A 16,408-nucleotide genomic window follows, 5' to 3' on the forward strand; every position below is an offset into this window, starting at 1 on the left:
TAAAAATTTAACTATACATCGCATTACCGTCAAATGAGATTACCCACCATTCTGGAAATCTTACATCCAGAGTAACGCAGTAGGGTCGTCGCTATCATTCTGCGTCTGTTCAAAACGCACGAGGGAAGAGTCAACGCCAGCCGGGGCCATCCTCCCCTCAAGACTACCTCAAGCCAGTACCCCCGCTCCTGTCCGGTTACGCGCGGAGGACCTGCCAGAACGAGAGAGCCATGTTCCTCAAAAACACGCTTGTTTGCCTGCTCACCGCTACAGCCCTCGCCTCGGCCCCGCTTGCCAGTGCCGCGACGGATATGAACAGCCTTGCCACGGCTCAGGTGACAATGGTGCCGCAATATACTCTGGTCTGGCCCCATGCCCTCGGAACCGTCGATATCTTCGCCTCCCATACTCCCGACAAGGCGAGCATGACCCTGGTGCAGCAGCACAATGACAGCGGCGCGGCCCGTGTGATTTCCCCGCTGCCGGGACAGGGGCGCGTCTATTTCTTTATCAAGCCGGTTGATGGCAAGCCGGGGCTGTGGGTTGCGAACCGCGTTCTGCCGCTCGGTGGCGTCGCAAATTTCCGCGATATGGGCGGTTATGAAACCGCAGACCATCATCATGTGCGCTGGGGCGAATTCTACCGCTCGGCCGCGCCCGGCGGCCTGACGAGCGCCGATTATGCGCTGGTCGACACGCTGGGCATCAAAAGCGTGACCGATCTGCGCACGCAGGCGGAACAGCAGAAACAGCCCACACACTGGCAGGTCAGCGGGCAGGAAAAACCACCCGCTTTCTATCCCTCGGAGAAACCCGTTCTGCCGGGTGACATGACCGACAAATCACGTCTGGCGAAGATGGATCAGACCCAGGCCAAGGCGCTGATGGAGGCATTTTATGCAAAGATGCCGGACTACTACGCGCCCGAGCTGAAGGCGCTGTTTGCCCGCCTTGTAGCGCATCAGACTCCCACCTTGACTCACTGCACCGCGGGCAAGGATCGCACCGGATTTGCCTCCGCGCTCATTCTCTATGCTTTGGGTGTGCCTGAACAGACGATCCTGAGTGATTACGCCATGAGTGGTGATCTGCTTCGCGCGCATATGACGCCCAGCTTCAAGGCCGCGATGAATGACCCCAATAACGGTGGGGCCATGGCAGCATCCCCTGCCATGAGTGCCTTACTTAATTCCGACCCTGCCTATCTCGAAGCCGCCTTTGCCTCGATCCGCAAGCAATATGGTTCGATCGATGCCTATCTGGCCAAGGCCCTCGATGTCGGTCCGGCAGAAATCAAGACGCTGCGCGACGCCTATCTCGACTGAGCGCCCGGCCGAAAAGCGTTATCAAACGGGTATCGGCAATACGTCGGTGCCTTCGGAACGGATATGAGGGCCCACAATGCAGTGCGCCCTCGTTCTGTCTGATGACCCGACAGTGCATACGTTACAGTGCAAACGATACCGATGGCACCTTATCTGGATGTCCCATCCACAAGCGTGGCGCGATAGACGGCCCCACGAAAGCGATGTTCACGGGCCTCACGATAGGCATCGCTTTCATACCAGGCCATTGCTGCCGCACGATCGGGAAATTCGAGAATGACGATGCCCTCGGGTCCCTCCCCTTCCAGGCATTCCTGCGCACCGTAGAAGACAATAGGAGTAAGGGGATGCTCGGCGATTGTTGCAGGGGCAAGAGCGAAATATTTATCCATCTCGCTCTGGTCGATAAGACGTTCCTTGGTAAAGACGATATAGACACTCACGCAGCTTATCCTTTGTAAAACATGATGGATGATCGGGCCAAACAGACCTTAATGCCCGATATAACGGCCCGGCCGGTGATAGGCGATCAGCACTCCGCTTGTGGCCACAGCGCTGAGAGCCGACAAGGCAGCCTTGTCGATCGGCAGATAAAACGCCGAAACAGAAAGAATGACGGCATCGATTGTGATCTGCACACGCCCGGCATTGATCCCGCGTGCCTTCTGCAACCACAGACATATGATGCCTGTACCTCCGACGCCCGCCTGATGACGCGCCAGACATAATATCCCAAGTCCGATCATCGTGCCTGAAAACAGGGCAGAGAACAGCGGGTTTATGTAGGACAGGTTCATCACCAATGGCATTTCCCCGGCGGCAAAAGTGACACCAAAGCTTGCCAGCATGGTTCTGAAAGCGAACCCCCTGCTCATGGCGCGTATGGCAAAAAGCAGAAAAGGGAGATTGATCAGGGTGAACAGATTGCCCGGCGAGACAGGGACCAGATAGGACAGCAAGAGCGCGACCCCGGCCATGCCTCCCGTGACCAGTCCTGCCTTGTGCAGACACAATATGCCCATGACGATCAGGGAACACCCGATGAAAAAGGCATAGATATCTTCTGCGAGCGAGTGCCGCAGGGCCGGTACGTGCGGCGTGGTCATTTCCGGTTCTTGTCCTCGATGCAGGGTCGGTCGGTTCGCTGTTTCAGGCAGGAGACCGCCGGGTAGATGTCATTCTTTTGGGATGTACGGGAGGCTAGTCGCCGTAGAGCGTTCCTACGGCATCATGCATCGCCATCGCGACGGGTGCCGCATCATAACGCCTCATGCGGACCTCGATGAAATGACCGCGTGAGGTATCCGCGTTGCAGGCGGCAAAAGCAGCCTCGAGCTCATCGCGTGTCGAGACAGTGCTGACGGCCCAGTCGTCACACCCCAGCGCGGCAGGCAGGAGGTGATAGCGCCACTGGGCAAGGTCATTGTAATAGGTCTCACCGTCCTTGCACAAAAGCCGCTCGATCAGATAGCCATCATTATTGATGACGACCACGACAGGGTGTTTCCTGAAGCGACCGAACTGGCTGAGTTCCTGGGCCGTCAGCTGATGCGAGCCCTCGCCTGTCACAAGGATCACCCGGCGTGATGGTGCGGCCATCGCCATACCGAAAGAGGCAGGGGTCGCCCAGCCGATAGACCCCCACAGGGTCTGGTTATGATAGCTTACATCCTCTGGCAGGCGGATTTCCGCCATACCCATTGAGGCATTGCCGGTTTCAGCGGCAATGATGTCACCCGACCTGATCAGCGACTGAAGATCATGATAGAGCGTCGCAGAGGAAATGAAGGGCTCATTTCCCGCAACAGGACGTGCCTGTACAGGCAGCTCGCCCTCGAAACGCCGGATCGTGTCTGCCTGGGCGCAAAGCCCATCGAGGACATCCTGCATCATCACGCCATCGATGATCTCATGACCAAAAACAACATGGTCCGGCATGATGTTGATCAGACGCTCTTCGGAAAGTTTTGCCGTAAACGCGCCGGTGTTGAAATCTGTCTGCTGCATACCGATCCCGAGCACCAGATCGCACCCTTCCACGAAATCGGCGATATTTTCATGGAGCAGATGACCGTAATAAAGGCCGAGATAGTGCGGGGCAGTTTCTTTTACCACGCTTTTATCGGCAAACATGGTGGCATGGGGGAGCGCCGTGCGATCGAGAAAATCCTGCACGCGGGCCTGATTGCCAAAACGCGTAGCCAGAACACCCGGCAGAACGCAGGATCGCGCGCTTTTCTCCAGAGCAGCGAGAATACGGGCAATGACCGTGCGAAGGGCATCAGGGCAGCTTTGCGCTGGTTGCAGGATGAGTGGCGCAGCCGCCACCATTGGCTTGCCCGCGATATCAGAGGGAACACCGAAATAAATGGGGCGTCGTTCAGCGCGCATGGCATGAATGGCACGCTCGACTTCCTGGATACAGTTTTCTGGAGTGAGAATGACGCGGGCACAGGTAAAATCGGCGGCAGCATTGTAGAAGGCCAGAAAATTACCGTTGGCCAGTGAGTGATGAACCAGCTTGTCGGAGCCCAGCACCGATGAGGCGGGCATACCAACGATATGGACAATCGGCAGACGCTCGGCAAAAGCCCCGGCGACACCGTTCAGGGCACTGAGCTCGCCCACGCCGAACGTCGTGCTCAGGGCCGCAACGCCATTTACGCGCGCGTACCCGTCAGCACTATAGGCGGCATTGAGTTCATTGCAGTTGCCCACCCAAATCATGTCATCGCGAGCACAGACGGCATCTTCAATCGGGAAGGCGTAATCACCTGCGACACCGAACACGTGGCGGATGCCCAGATCGGCAATGCGGTTCAGCAGATGCTCTATGACAGTCACACTCATGGCTCGCCTCTCGTCAAACAAGAACAGGCCGGTCATACATGCTTCGCAATATATAAGATAATATGATATACCTATTCTCAATATAGGATCTTGGCTATGTCGTCTGCTCAAATCACTTTCCGTGAGCTCACCCATTTCCTGGCTGTTATCAGCGAAGGCGGGTTTGTGCGCGCCAGTCAGGCGCTCAATATTAGTCAGCCATCGATCAGCCAGAGTGTGCAGAGTCTCGAGGCCAAGATCGGGGCCAGCCTGATCGTGCGCGGCAGGAAAACCATCCAGTTGACCGAGAAGGGCCAGATATTCCGCCGCTATGCGGAAAGAACGGTCAATGACGAAATAAGCCTGAGAGAGCGGCTTTCAGAAACGAGGGAAACCGTGGAAGGCCCGCTGCGCGTGGCTGTCCCTCCGGCCATCGCTTCGATCTGCTTTCCAGCCATTATCGATGTTTTTTGCCGCAGATATCCGGATGTGATGCTGGAAATCGACGAATGTCCGTCCGATCGACTGATACCGCGCCTGCGTAGCGGTAAAACGGAGATTGCGGCCCTCATCCTCCCCGCAGCAGAGCGGGATTTGCGCCTTTATCCGCTGGGGCGAGATCATCTCTCCCTTGTCGTGCCGAGCCAGCACCCGCTGGCCGAAGCGCATCATTGCCGTGTGGACGACATTCTGGACCAACGCATCGTCCTGCTGCGTGAGGATTTCAAGATCAACGATTTCATCATGAGTGCCTTTACCAGCCACTCGACGCAGCCTCATGTCACCGGGCGCACGAGCGATATCCACCTCCTGATGGCCATGGTGCGGGCGGGGGTCGGGCTGGGGATCGTGCCCTCGCTTCTCTGCCGGGATAGCCGCATGAATGGCCTGACCGCCCTGAAGCTTCTGTCACCCAGTATCAGCTTTGATCTGGTGATGGCGACGCGCAAGGATCACACGCTTTCAAAGGCAGGCGAGGCCTGGAGGCGCGTCTGCCAGGCGCATTTTAATGAACCTGATACCGCCACCGAGAGCTGAAACGCCCCTTATGCGCGATATCGCGACCCGGTTGCGCGTGTAAGTGGCTCGGAGCTCTCGCAAGCCTGTGGCGAGCTTGCCTCGTGGTGGCAGCATATACCGTTCCTGTTACGCCTCAACCGCGCGCGGTCTTGTCAGACAAAACAGATAGAGTTGCGGAATGGCGGACAGGGATATCGCAAGATAACTGCCCCACACCATAAAAACGACGCCCCAGCTGACGAGCGCCGTCACGCTCACGAACCCGATCAAGTGCAGCGGTGAGAGCACTCTCCTGAAACTCTCGCGTATCGCCTGATACAAACCGAATAATGCGATCAGAAACACGACATCACCGAGGCTGAGAAATGGTTCAGGATTGGGGTAGGACGCCATGGCCCAGAACGACTCATGCCCATTCCACATCGGTACCCGTCCGTCCATGCTCATCCTTCCTGCGCCATGCACATTTACAACCCTTGTTCCGATAAAGATGCAATCGAGCGCTAATCCGGATGATGCAAATAAAAAAAGGGGCGCCTTGCGGCACCCCTTTCCTGCAAAAATCCTGAGCTGGTGCGATCAACGCGGCCTATCAACCCTTCTGGGACAGGACAGCGTCCTTGATACGTTGCCCGATCTTCTCATCGACGTTGGACCAGTACTCAAACACACGTGACAGCACCGGCTCCTCGACGCCACCGGCGATATGACCAGCGGCATTCTGGACCAGACGCTCACGAGCAGCGTCATCCATGACCTTGTTCACCAGAGCATTGGCCTGACCGAAATCATCGTCATCCGGGCGCAGCGTGTAGGCCGCACGAACGAACTCACCATCCGCCGCCCAGACGGCATTTTCCGGGAAGCGCTCACCATTGGCCACCGGGCCACCCTTGGAATTCGGCGCATAGACCGGATCGGACACATTATGCGAACGCATTGTGCCGCCCTTGGAGTAGGAATGAACCGGACATTTCGGGGCGTTGACCGGGATCTGCTTGTAGTTCACCCCAAGGCGGGCGCGATGGGCGTCAGCATAGGCGAAGGAACGCGCCAGAAGCATCTTGTCCGGTGAAAGACCTGTGCCAGGCACATAATTGTTGGGCTCGAAAGCGACCTGTTCGATCTGGGCAAAGAAATCCGTGGGATTACGGTCGAGCGTGAGCTTGCCCACCTCAATCAGCGGATACTCACCCTGCGGCCAGACCTTTGTCAGATCAAAGGGGTTGATATGATAGGTCTTGGCATCCTCATAGGGCATGATCTGCATCTTGAGCGTCCAGCTCGGGTTTTCACCGCGCTTGATCGCGTTGAACAGGTCACGACGGTGATAATCCGCATCGCTGCCTGCCAGCTTGTCTGCCTGATCCTGCGTCAGGCACTTGATGCCCTGGTCGGTCTTGAAGTGATACTTGACCCAGAAGCGCTCACCCGCCTCGTTGACCCACAGATAGGTATGGCTTGAGAAGCCATCCATATGACGCCAGCTTGCCGGGATACCGCGGTCCCCCATGAGCCACGTGACCTGATGCGCTGATTCCGGACTCAACGTCCAGAAATCCCACTGCATGTCATTATCGCGCAAGCCGTTATCGGCGCGACGCTTCTGCGAATGAATGAAATGCTGGAATTTCATCGGATCGCGCACGAAAAAGACGGGGGTGTTATTCCCCACCATGTCGAAATTGCCTTCCTCGGTGTAGAACTTTACCGAGAAGCCACGCGGGTCACGCCACGTGTCGGGGCTGCCGGACTCGCCGGCCACCGTGGAGAAACGCACCACGGTCTCAGTCTTCTGGCCCTTTTGCAGGAATTTCGCCTTGGTATAGGCGCTGACATCATGCGTGACCTCGAAATGACCGAACGCACCGCCACCCTTCGCATGGGGCTGACGATCGGGGATCATTTCGCGGTTGAAGGTCGCCATCTGCTCGATCAGATAATGATCGTGCATCAAAATCGGGCCATCGGTCCCGACACTCAGAGAATAATCGGTGCTGGCGACAGGCGCGCCAGAATCGGTGGTGGTGTTCTTCAGACGTTCATCAGACATCGGAGCTCTCCGGTGGTGGAATACGTGTAGCTATAAGCACGTATCCGCTTGCGGGTTCCGAAGATCTCTTATCGAGAATATTTATGAAGAAAGCCTGTTGAACGGTTTCTGGATCATATCAGCCCTAAATGAGAATAACTATCATTTGGTCTGTATTGTTGTGCCAGCCCGCCATTCTTGCTGGTGAGTCGTCAACGCTCCGAAGATTCGGCAGTTGCACCAGAAGACACACAGAACTTTCCGGTACGTGCTGACACGCTCGCAATGTTCTAAAGAAACAGGGACGAGCCTGACCAGACAGGACGCGGCCCTTTACGGCCCCACTTGAAAACTGGACGCGAAGCGTCGCAAGGCGCGCTCGCTATTGCCATCCTCAGCCCAGGATTCGAGCCCGATCACGCCCGTATAGCCCAGTCGCTTCAACGCACGGGCAATGGCCGGGTAGTTGATCTCGCCTGTCCCCGGCTCACAACGCCCGGGCACATCGGCCACCTGTATCTCCCCAATATAGGGAAGCGCCTGCTCGATCAGGGCGATCAGATTCCCCTCGCCAATCTGCGCATGGTACAGATCGAGCATCAGGCGCAAGGACGGTTGATCGACGCTTTGCACCAATGCCAGACACTCCTGTGCGCGGCCAAAGGGCACGCCAGGATGATCGACTGCGGCATTGAGATTTTCGAGCACGAACGTCACGTCGTTTCTGGCCGCCAGTTCGGCAAGGCGCGCCAGCGTGTCACGCGCCTTCAACCACATACTGCCATCGGCCCCGTTCGGGCTGGGCCGCACAGGTAGCCCGCGGGAGTCGAGGCCGGTGCCATGCAGATTGAGCCTTGGTGCCCCCAGCTCATGCGCGGCGCGGATTGACTGCGCCGCGGTGTGCAGCATTTCCCGTGCGCCACTTTCGTCAGCCAGTGTGCCGCGTATGTAGCCGGTCATGGACGAGAATCGCGCCCCCGTAGCGGCGAGCCTCCTGAGATCGTGGCGCGTCCAGTCCCATATCTCGATCATGAAACCTTCACGCGCGATATGTCGGACACGCTCGATGAAGGGCAGATCAAGAAACTGCATTTCGGCGCAGACAGCCAGTGTAAAAGTCTGGGCGTCCGTCTGATCAGGCAAACCGGTCTCGGGGGGCATCATGGCTCTTCTCCCTGGAGGCGAATGCTCACAATTCTCCGGTCAGGAACTGGGCGCGACCATGGCCGAATGACCAATGGGCATCGTTGTTCTCGACCACCGAAACCATGACATCCGAAGGGGCCATACCACAGCTTGTCTGGAGTCTCTCAGTCAGACATTTATAGAACGCAGCATTTTTGGCATCACCTCTTGGCCTTGTGAACATTTGCAAGAGAAGAACCTTGTCTGTTCTTGGTATATCGAGACCGGTATCTTCAACAATCAGATGTGTTTTCTTGTGTTCCGAAACGATCTGATAGCGATCGCCACGCGGTACCTCGAACGTTTCGAGCATGGCCTCATGAGCGGCGTCGAGCATCGCCTTGATATCGTCGTCGCTTCGCCCTTCGACCACGTGGAAATGAAGTAGCGGCATTGTTTTTTCCCAAATGGTGGATGCCGATACAACGCATGACCGGCACCCTGATGATGTGTTGAGGCAGGGACGATGACAGGTGCACCGCCCCATCACCCCTGCGGGGCGTCCGTTGTTGTCCCCCGAGCAGCGTTCCTTGACGGCACCCCGGCGATACGCGCCGAGGATACAGTCTCAGGACGCGTCAGAGCGTGATCCAGCTCTTGTCCCTGTCGGACATCACCGCTGAATCGATGAGGCGCTGAACTTCCCAAGCTTCGCGGAAATCGGGGCTGGCCGGCCTGTTCTGATCGATGGCGCGGATAAACTCGGCCATTTCGATCGTCTTGAGATCGTTGAAGCCCAGATGATGCCCGCCCGCCACGCAGAACGCGCCATAGGGCGCATGCTGCGGTCCGGACTCGATCAACCTGAAGCCGTTACTGCGCGGATCTTCACCAGCCTTGAAATACTGAAGCTCGTTCATCCGTTCCTGATCGAAGGCGAGCGTGCCTTTGCTGCCGGAAACCTGAAACGCAAGCTGCATGTTGCGACCGGTTGCCAGCCAGTTGGCCTGCAATGTGCCAGAGCACCCCCGCTCGAACGAGACCAGCATGCGCGCAATATCATCCACGCCCACCTCGCGGTGCTCGCTGGCACCGGGGCTGACGGGACGGGTTCTGATGGGTGTATCGAGCTTGGCAAAGACCGTATTGACCGGCCCCAGAAGATAACGGGCAATGGCGATGATATGACTGCCTACATCGGCAATCGCCCCCTGCCCGCCTGCCGGATCACAACGCCATGACCAGGGCGTAGCCGGGTCAGACATGAAGCCTTCGGCGTGAATACCGTTGAAATCGGTAATCTCTCCCAGTTCGCCCGAGGCGATCATGTCACGGGCATATTTCAGGAGCGGGTTCTTGATATAGTTGAACCCGCTGGCGCTGCGCACACCGGCTTTTTCAGCCGCCAGCGTCATTTCCAGAGCGTCGGCCGCGCTGATAGCCAGCGGCTTTTCGCAATGGACATGCTTGCCTGCGGCAATGGCGGCAAGGGCCATCTCCTTGTGAAACAGCGTCGGTGTCGTGATCGAGATCACATCGATTTCGGGATCAGCCACCAGCGCCTGCCAGTCAGTCAGCGCCTTGGCGAAACCGAACTGGTTTTTGAACTGCTCGGCCCTGCTGCCATCGATATCAGCCACGGCATGCAGAACCGGGCGCGAGATATCATCAAAAACGTTCCCCGCGGCCTGATAGGCCAGAGCGTGGGCCTTGCCCATGAAACCGGTGCCGATCAGGCCGACACGTATGGTCTTTCTCATCAGATTTCCCCTCGCTCAGACATGACGGGTGGAGTTGGCCGCGACACTGGCCGTCGTATTCGACTGGGCACGATGATTGATCATCGTATCCTCGATTTTCTCGAGGGAAACGCCCTTGGTCTCAGGCACAAATTTCATGACGAACCACAGGGCAAACAATCCAAGGATTGCGAAGAGCCACATGGAGAAGGCGCCATGGAAGTGCTCGGTCAGATATTTGTTTTCGCTCAGCATCGGGAAAAACTGGCTGACCACGAAATTCATGCCCCATTGCGAGGTAACGGCAAGGCTGATGCCGACCGCACGGAAACGGTTGGGGAAGATCTCTGAAATCAGGATCCAGCATACAGGGCCCCATGACAGACCGAACATCAGCATGAATACCAGCATTCCTGTCAGCGCCATCAGGCCGGTGGACTGGGTGTAAAGCCCCCATGACACGACGAGCAGACCCAGAACCATGCCGATCGAGCCCCAGAGCATCAGCGGCTTGCGACCCTGACGATCCACGATCCAGGCCCCGATGATGCAGCCGGCCAGTAGCGCAAAACCGATCCAGATCGTCTGGAACAGCGCAGCCTGAAGGCTCCCGCTGGTCGATTTCAGCACCATCGGGGCGTAATACATCATGACATTGATGCCGGTGACCTGCTGCAGCGCAGCGATGCTGGCCCCGACAAAGATGATCCAGCGTGCACGGGCATCACCCAGAACCTTCGTAAAGCCCAGGGACGATTGTGCGACGGCACCCAGAGACTGCTTGATTTCAGCATGAAGGTTGCGGGCGTGATGCTCATTCGAAATACGGGTGAGCGTTTTCAGCGCCTCGTCGTGACGGCCCTTGAGGACGTGCCAGCGTGGTGATTCCGGAATGAAGAAAATAGCGCCGCAGAACAGGATGCAGGGCACGATTTCAGAGCCGAACATCCAGCGCCAGCCCATATCCAGCAGCCATTCCGGCGTAGCGGAACGCGCGATCAGGTAATTGACGATAAACACAACCACCTGACCGAACACGATGGCGAACTGCTCCATGCTCAGGGCACGGCCACGCATATCTTTCGGCGAGACCTCGGACATGTACATGGGTGAAACAGCCGATGCGACACCCACAGCGATGCCACCGAGCATGCGATAGACCACGAACCAGGTGAAGTCTGTTGCGAGCGCTGTCCCGACCGATTGCAGGCTGAAAAGCAGGGCGCAGATGAAGAGCGTCATGCGCCGCCCCAGTTTGTCGGCCATCATGCCGGAAATCATGGCGCCGACCATGCAGCCGATCACCACGTTGGATACGGCCCAGCCAGTCTGCGCAGGGGAGAGGTGGAAATATTCCTGCAAGGGCGAAATTGCCCCTGAAATGACCGATGTATCGTAGCCGAACAGAATTCCGCCCAGAGCGGCAATGGCGCAGATACGCAGGACATAGCCTACGTCATGTCGCTCGGACGCGACCATGACGACGTCTTTTACTCTTCTCATCGAAGATTCTCCTGTCCCGACGGTTATTCCGCCGGGTGAGACAGTCAGAGACCGGGTTTTAGATGGCCATGGTGATCCTGAGCGCCCTGCGCTGCATCGCACCCCGTTGCGAGAACATGCGACAGACCCGTCCGGCCTCGTGAGATATCAGTTTTCCAGATCGATCGGCTTTCAACCGCCATACAGGCCCGGCCTGGGTGACATGGTAATTGGCTCGATCCTGCCGCTTTCCTGCGCCTTGACGCAGGCATCGGCGGCGACCGACGCGCAATATCCATCCCAGGACGTGGCACCGTTGAGCTTGCCGGCTTTCACACCATTGATGAAATCCTGCACCTCGACATCATAGGCAGCGATAAAACGCTCCTTCCAGTCGGTCATGATTTCAGTGGAGAGCGAGGCCGCCTTGCGCAGTTCCACGGCTGGCGGTGCCGGCAGGCTGGCCTCGCCAAGTTCGCCGACGACGGCGCATTTGATGTCATAGCCGTACTGGCAGTTCACGAATATTTCGACATCGATACGGATACCTTTTTTCGTCTCCAGCAGGACGATCTGCGGATCGCGCATATGCTCCATGGCCTTTGACGTGCGACGCGGGAAAATCACCTGCGCGCTCACATAGTCATCGCCGAGCATCCAGCGAAAGACATCGAGCTCATGCACGAGCGTATCGGTGATGCCCATATCGGTCTTGTAATTCGCACCGACACGCTGATTGCGATGGGCTGCGTGAATCATCAGCACTTCACCGATCTCGCCCTGGTCGATCAGGGCCTTGAGGGCGCGATACCCGGAATCATAGGGGCGCATGAAGCCCACCTGCACAAGGCGTTTGCCATGCGCAGCCTCGGCTTCGACGATTTTCAGGCAATCAGCCGCCGTGGTCGCGAGCGGTTTTTCGCAAAACACATATTTACCGTGCCGGATGGCCTCGAGCACATATTGTGCGTGCGTCCCACCCCAGGAGGTTACGATCACGGCCTCGACTTCGGGCAGGGCAATGAGCGATTCACCATCCTCTGGCACCTTGGCCTGAGGGGCATATTTGTCAGCCACTTCACGGGCTCGCACGAGGTTCACATCGGTAACGGCCACAATTTCCGCGCCCGAGAGTGACTGCATGCAGCGGCGGATATGGTCTTCACCAATCGCGCCTGTGCCGATAACGCCAATTTTGAGAGTCCCGGTTTTGTAAGACATGGGTCTGTGCTCCGGTATGTCGGATCAATAGGGAAGATGGGCCTGGTCGGGATCCATGGAGAATTTCCACACCCGCCGCGGGCCTGCCATGACATTGAGATAATAGAGATCGAAACCATGAGGGGCGCCGACCGGATGGTACCCTTTGGGCACCAGAACAACGTCGCGGTCAGCAATGGCCATCGCCTCGTCCAGCGAACCGTCCTTGGTATAGACACGCTGAAGGGCGAAACCGCTGCCGCGCTTCAGGCGGTGATAATAGGTCTCTTCCAGATAGGTCTCATTCGGGAAGTCATCCGTGTCATGCTTGTGCGGTGGATAGCTGGACCAGTGCCCGCCCGGTGTGATGACCTCAACCACCAGCAGCGTTTCAGCAGGGGCCGTATCGGGCAGGATATTGCGCACAAAACGCTGATTGGTGCCTGTGCCGCGTGTCAGTTCACCCACCTCCTCGGGCGGGATCAACCGTGCCGGATATTTTCCCTTGGCGGGCGACGCGCAAACGGCCAGCTCAACAGGGGTCTCGGCCTCAACGCGCCAGTCTGCCCCGGAGGGCAGATAGACCGACCAGGGTGCCCCACTGAACGGGTCCATGCGCTCGCCGATCACACCGAAATCCTGACCCGCGCCGATTATGCGGGCCTTCCCGCTGATCAGGACAAGGCAGGTTTCGTTCGGGCCGGTACGGTCCGCCACCTGTTCACCCGCCTCAAGCACGCGCACATTGAAGCTGATATAGCCCCAGCCCGCCGATTGCGGTGTGACCGAAACCGTGCATTTCGAATCATCGCGCTTGTGGGAATGGAGCAGAAGCTTCGAACTCATGATGCCGCTCCTGTCATATGGCCTGTCGCAATCAGCGTATCGACCAGATAATTGCGGCCCATGCGGGCATAGACGAGCGGATTGGCAATCTCGGGGTCCTGCTCGGCTTCCAGCACGATCCAGCCGGAATAGTCGGGCAGTTCGCGCATGACGCGGGCATAATCAATGCAGCCATCACCCGGCACGGTAAAGACGCCGGAAAGGACAGAGCGCAGGAAGCTCCAGTCATACACATCGGCCTGGGCCCGCTTGAAAGGTCGGATATCCTTGCCATGCACATGGCGGATACGATCACGATAGGATCGTGCCAGTTCAGCCGGATCAGACCCGCCCCATAGCGCATGGCCGGTATCGAGCAGCAGCTTCACCGAGGGGCCCGTCAAATCCATGAAGCGTGCGATATCCTCGCGCGACTGCACTACGGTGCCCATATGATGGTGATAGACAAGGTCGATGCCGTGATCGGCAAGGAAGTCGGCCACCACGGTCATGCGGCGTGCAAATTCGGTCCACTCCCCACCCTTCAGATAAGGGCGTGCCGAGAGCGGTGTGTCGATCTGGCCATGAATGGCATTCGAGGTTTCGGCCGCAATACAGACCTTGCAGCCCATACCCTTGAGCAGTTCCAGACGGGGCTTGAGCGCGGCAATTTCCTCATCCGCACTGCGGGTCAACAGCTCGGTGGACCACCAGCCCGAGATGAATTCGAGACCGAACGGGTCGAGCGCGGCCTTCATGCCTGAAACGGTCTGGGGAAATTTATGCCCCAGTTCCATACCCTGTATGCCCGCCTTGCGAGCCTGGGCCAGGCACATCTCCAGCGTGGTGGATGCTCCCACCGATTGCATGTCATCGTTGGACCAGATGATAGGATTTGCGCCGATCTTGATGGTCATGTCTGCCTCCAGAATGAGGATTGATGCGTCGAAGGGATCAGTTGCCGATACGCTGGGTGCCGCGCTGGTGCTCATAGCTCTCGCGGGCCTTCCCGACCTGGCTCCGCGGCGAGACCTCTGGCACGGCCACATCCCACCAGGCGCCGCCATCGGTGGTCGTGGGTGCGGGATCGGTATCGATCACGATGACCGTGGTGCGGTCGGCAGAGCGGGCACGCTCGACGGCTGCTGTCAGGGACGGCAGATCAGGCACCTTCTCGGCATGGGCACCGAGCCCGTGGGCGAGCTGCACGAAGTCGATCTTGAACGGCTGAACCTGCCTGCAATCTTCCCAGAGATTGTTGAAAGGCGCGCCACCACATTCCTGCTGAAGGCGGTTGATGCAGCCATAACCGTGGTTGTCGAGCAGAACGATGATCAGCTTCTGGTCGAGCACCACCGAGGTCGCGATCTCGGCATTGAGCATCAGCCAGGATCCGTCTCCCAGCATCACGATCACCTCGCGATCCGGGCAGGCCATCTTGACGCCCAATGCCCCGGCAAGCTCGTACCCCATGCAGGAAAAACCATATTCCATATGGTATCCGCCTGGCTGTTCAGCCCGCCAGTGCTTCTGCAGCTCGGCAGGCAGACCGCCCGCAGCGCAAACCACCGTATCGGTAGGTCGCCCCGCCCGCTGCACGGCGCCAATCACCTGGGCATCGGTTGGCAGGGAGGTCTGGCTCGCATCGGGCAGCGCCTGATAACGCGCCGAGATGTCCATCCAGTTGCGATAGGCACGCTCGGCCTTGCCGGTCCATTCCGGTATGGCTCTCCACTCTTTCAGCCCTGCTTCGAGGGCAGAGAGCGACTTGCCGGCATCTCCTACCACGGCCAGTGCCTGATGCTTGGTGGCATCGAAAGGCTGGATATTGAGCGAGACGATCCGCATATCCGGGTTGGCGAACAACCCCCAGGAACCCGTCGTGAAGTCAGCGAGACGCGTGCCAACGGCAATGACGAGATCGGCCTCGGCAGCCATTTCATTGGCAGCTGAACTGCCGCTCACCCCGATACCCCCCATGTTCAGGCTGTTCGAAGTGGGCAGAGAGGATCGACCGGCCTGCGTCTCCCCAACCGGGATACCCTTTGCGGCGCAGAAAGCCGCAAGCTGCTTTTCGATCCCGGCATAAAGGACACCGCCTCCTGCAATCACCAGCGGCTTGCGCGACTGGCTGATCAGGGCAATGGCCTCTTCCAGCTCGACTTCGTCGGCAACCGGGCGACGTATGCGATGGATGCGCTCTGCAAAGAAGCTTTCGGGATAATCGAAGGCTTCTGCCTGCACGTCCTGACAGAGAGAGAGCGTCACCGGGCCACATTCGGCCGGATCGGTCAGCACGGTCATGGCGCGGTTGAAGGCCGGAATGATCTGCTCGGGACGCGTGATACGGTCGAAATAGCGTGAGACAGCCCTGAAGCAGTCGCTGGCACTGACAGTGCCATCGCCGAAATCCTCGACCTGCTGCAACACAGGATCCGGAATACGATTGGCAAAAACATCGCCCGGCAGCAGCAGGACAGGCAGACGGTTCACATGGGCAACGGCAGCGCCAGTAACCATGTTGAGCGCACCCGGCCCGATCGAACTCGTACAGGCCATGACCTGACGGCGGCGGGCGGCCTTGGCGAAAGCCGTGGCCGCATGGACCATGCCCTGCTCGTTATGACCACGCAATGTCGGCAGGACGTCACGCTGCGCATGAAGCGCCTCGCCCAGACCGGCGACATTGCCATGACCGAAAATAGCCCAGACACCGGCAAAAAAGGGCTCGATGCGCCCGTCGATCTCGGTTTTCTGCGCCATCATGGCCCGAACAAGGGCCTGGCTCATGGTCAGACGGATGGTTTTCATAGGCGTATACTCTTCCCTGA

General features: G+C 58.2%; 15 protein-coding genes. 2 read left to right on the top strand and 13 right to left on the bottom strand.

The features are described from left to right. Positions 1-230: 230 nt before the first annotated feature. Positions 231-1,325, top strand: a complete 1,095-nt coding sequence (locus tag ACWNRM_RS09155; protein WP_485170496.1) for a tyrosine-protein phosphatase — start codon at positions 231-233, stop codon at positions 1,323-1,325. Between the two features lie 149 nt (positions 1,326-1,474). On the opposite strand, the gene ACWNRM_RS09160 is transcribed toward ACWNRM_RS09155, so the two are convergent. The 3 genes from ACWNRM_RS09160 to ACWNRM_RS09170 all read right to left on the bottom strand — a co-directional run bounded on the left by ACWNRM_RS09160 (position 1,475) and on the right by ACWNRM_RS09170 (position 4,175). Then, positions 1,475-1,768: a DUF1330 domain-containing protein gene (locus ACWNRM_RS09160; RefSeq protein ID WP_485170497.1), complete on the bottom strand. Its 294-nt coding sequence runs from the start codon at positions 1,766-1,768 to the stop codon at positions 1,475-1,477. A 48-nt stretch (positions 1,769-1,816) separates the two neighbouring features. Further along, entirely contained in the window at positions 1,817-2,431 is a 615-nt protein-coding gene (locus tag ACWNRM_RS09165) for a DUF6198 family protein (RefSeq protein WP_485170498.1), read from the bottom strand. A 94-nt stretch (positions 2,432-2,525) separates the two neighbouring features. Then, positions 2,526-4,175, bottom strand: coding sequence for an alpha-keto acid decarboxylase family protein (locus ACWNRM_RS09170; RefSeq protein ID WP_485170499.1), 1,650 nt, complete (start codon positions 4,173-4,175; stop codon positions 2,526-2,528). Positions 4,176-4,271: 96 nt separating this feature from the next. Between ACWNRM_RS09170 and ACWNRM_RS09175 the strand changes: the two genes are divergently transcribed. Then, a complete protein-coding gene (locus ACWNRM_RS09175) occupies positions 4,272-5,192 on the top strand; it encodes a LysR family transcriptional regulator (protein WP_485170500.1) in 921 nt (306 codons plus the stop codon). Between the two features lie 108 nt (positions 5,193-5,300). Here the strand turns inward: ACWNRM_RS09175 and ACWNRM_RS09180 are convergent, their stop codons facing one another. The 10 genes from ACWNRM_RS09180 to iolD all read right to left on the bottom strand — a co-directional run bounded on the left by ACWNRM_RS09180 (position 5,301) and on the right by iolD (position 16,388). Next, entirely contained in the window at positions 5,301-5,615 is a 315-nt protein-coding gene (locus ACWNRM_RS09180) for a hypothetical protein (RefSeq protein ID WP_485170501.1), read from the bottom strand. Positions 5,616-5,766: 151 nt separating this feature from the next. Continuing rightward, positions 5,767-7,227, bottom strand: a complete 1,461-nt coding sequence (locus ACWNRM_RS09185) for a catalase (protein WP_485170502.1) — start codon at positions 7,225-7,227, stop codon at positions 5,767-5,769. Between the two features lie 312 nt (positions 7,228-7,539). Continuing rightward, entirely contained in the window at positions 7,540-8,370 is an 831-nt protein-coding gene (locus tag ACWNRM_RS09190; protein WP_485170503.1) for a TIM barrel protein, read from the bottom strand. A gap of 25 nt (positions 8,371-8,395) precedes the next feature. Then, positions 8,396-8,785, bottom strand: coding sequence for a tautomerase family protein (locus ACWNRM_RS09195; RefSeq protein ID WP_062163857.1), 390 nt, complete (start codon positions 8,783-8,785; stop codon positions 8,396-8,398). A 184-nt stretch (positions 8,786-8,969) separates the two neighbouring features. After that, entirely contained in the window at positions 8,970-10,091 is a 1,122-nt protein-coding gene (locus tag ACWNRM_RS09200) for a Gfo/Idh/MocA family protein (protein ID WP_485170504.1), read from the bottom strand. 15 nt (positions 10,092-10,106) lie between these two features. After that, positions 10,107-11,573, bottom strand: a complete 1,467-nt coding sequence (locus tag ACWNRM_RS09205) for a sugar porter family MFS transporter (protein ID WP_485170505.1) — start codon at positions 11,571-11,573, stop codon at positions 10,107-10,109. A gap of 171 nt (positions 11,574-11,744) precedes the next feature. After that, on the bottom strand, positions 11,745-12,773 hold the full coding sequence (locus tag ACWNRM_RS09210) for a Gfo/Idh/MocA family protein (protein WP_285532957.1): 1,029 nt from the start codon (positions 12,771-12,773) through the stop codon (positions 11,745-11,747). Between the two features lie 24 nt (positions 12,774-12,797). After that, on the bottom strand, positions 12,798-13,598 hold the full coding sequence (gene iolB / locus ACWNRM_RS09215) for a 5-deoxy-glucuronate isomerase (protein ID WP_485170506.1): 801 nt from the start codon (positions 13,596-13,598) through the stop codon (positions 12,798-12,800). Further along, positions 13,595-14,569, bottom strand: coding sequence for a myo-inosose-2 dehydratase (gene iolE / locus ACWNRM_RS09220; RefSeq protein ID WP_485170507.1), 975 nt, complete (start codon positions 14,567-14,569; stop codon positions 13,595-13,597). The genes iolB and iolE overlap by 4 nt, the downstream gene beginning before the upstream one ends. Next, on the bottom strand, positions 14,532-16,388 hold the full coding sequence (iolD, locus tag ACWNRM_RS09225) for a 3D-(3,5/4)-trihydroxycyclohexane-1,2-dione acylhydrolase (decyclizing) (protein WP_485170508.1): 1,857 nt from the start codon (positions 16,386-16,388) through the stop codon (positions 14,532-14,534). Before iolD ends, iolE begins: the two co-directional genes overlap by 38 nt. Positions 16,389-16,408: the final 20 nt, after the last annotated feature.

Source organism: Asaia sp. A2 (assembly GCF_057319415.1).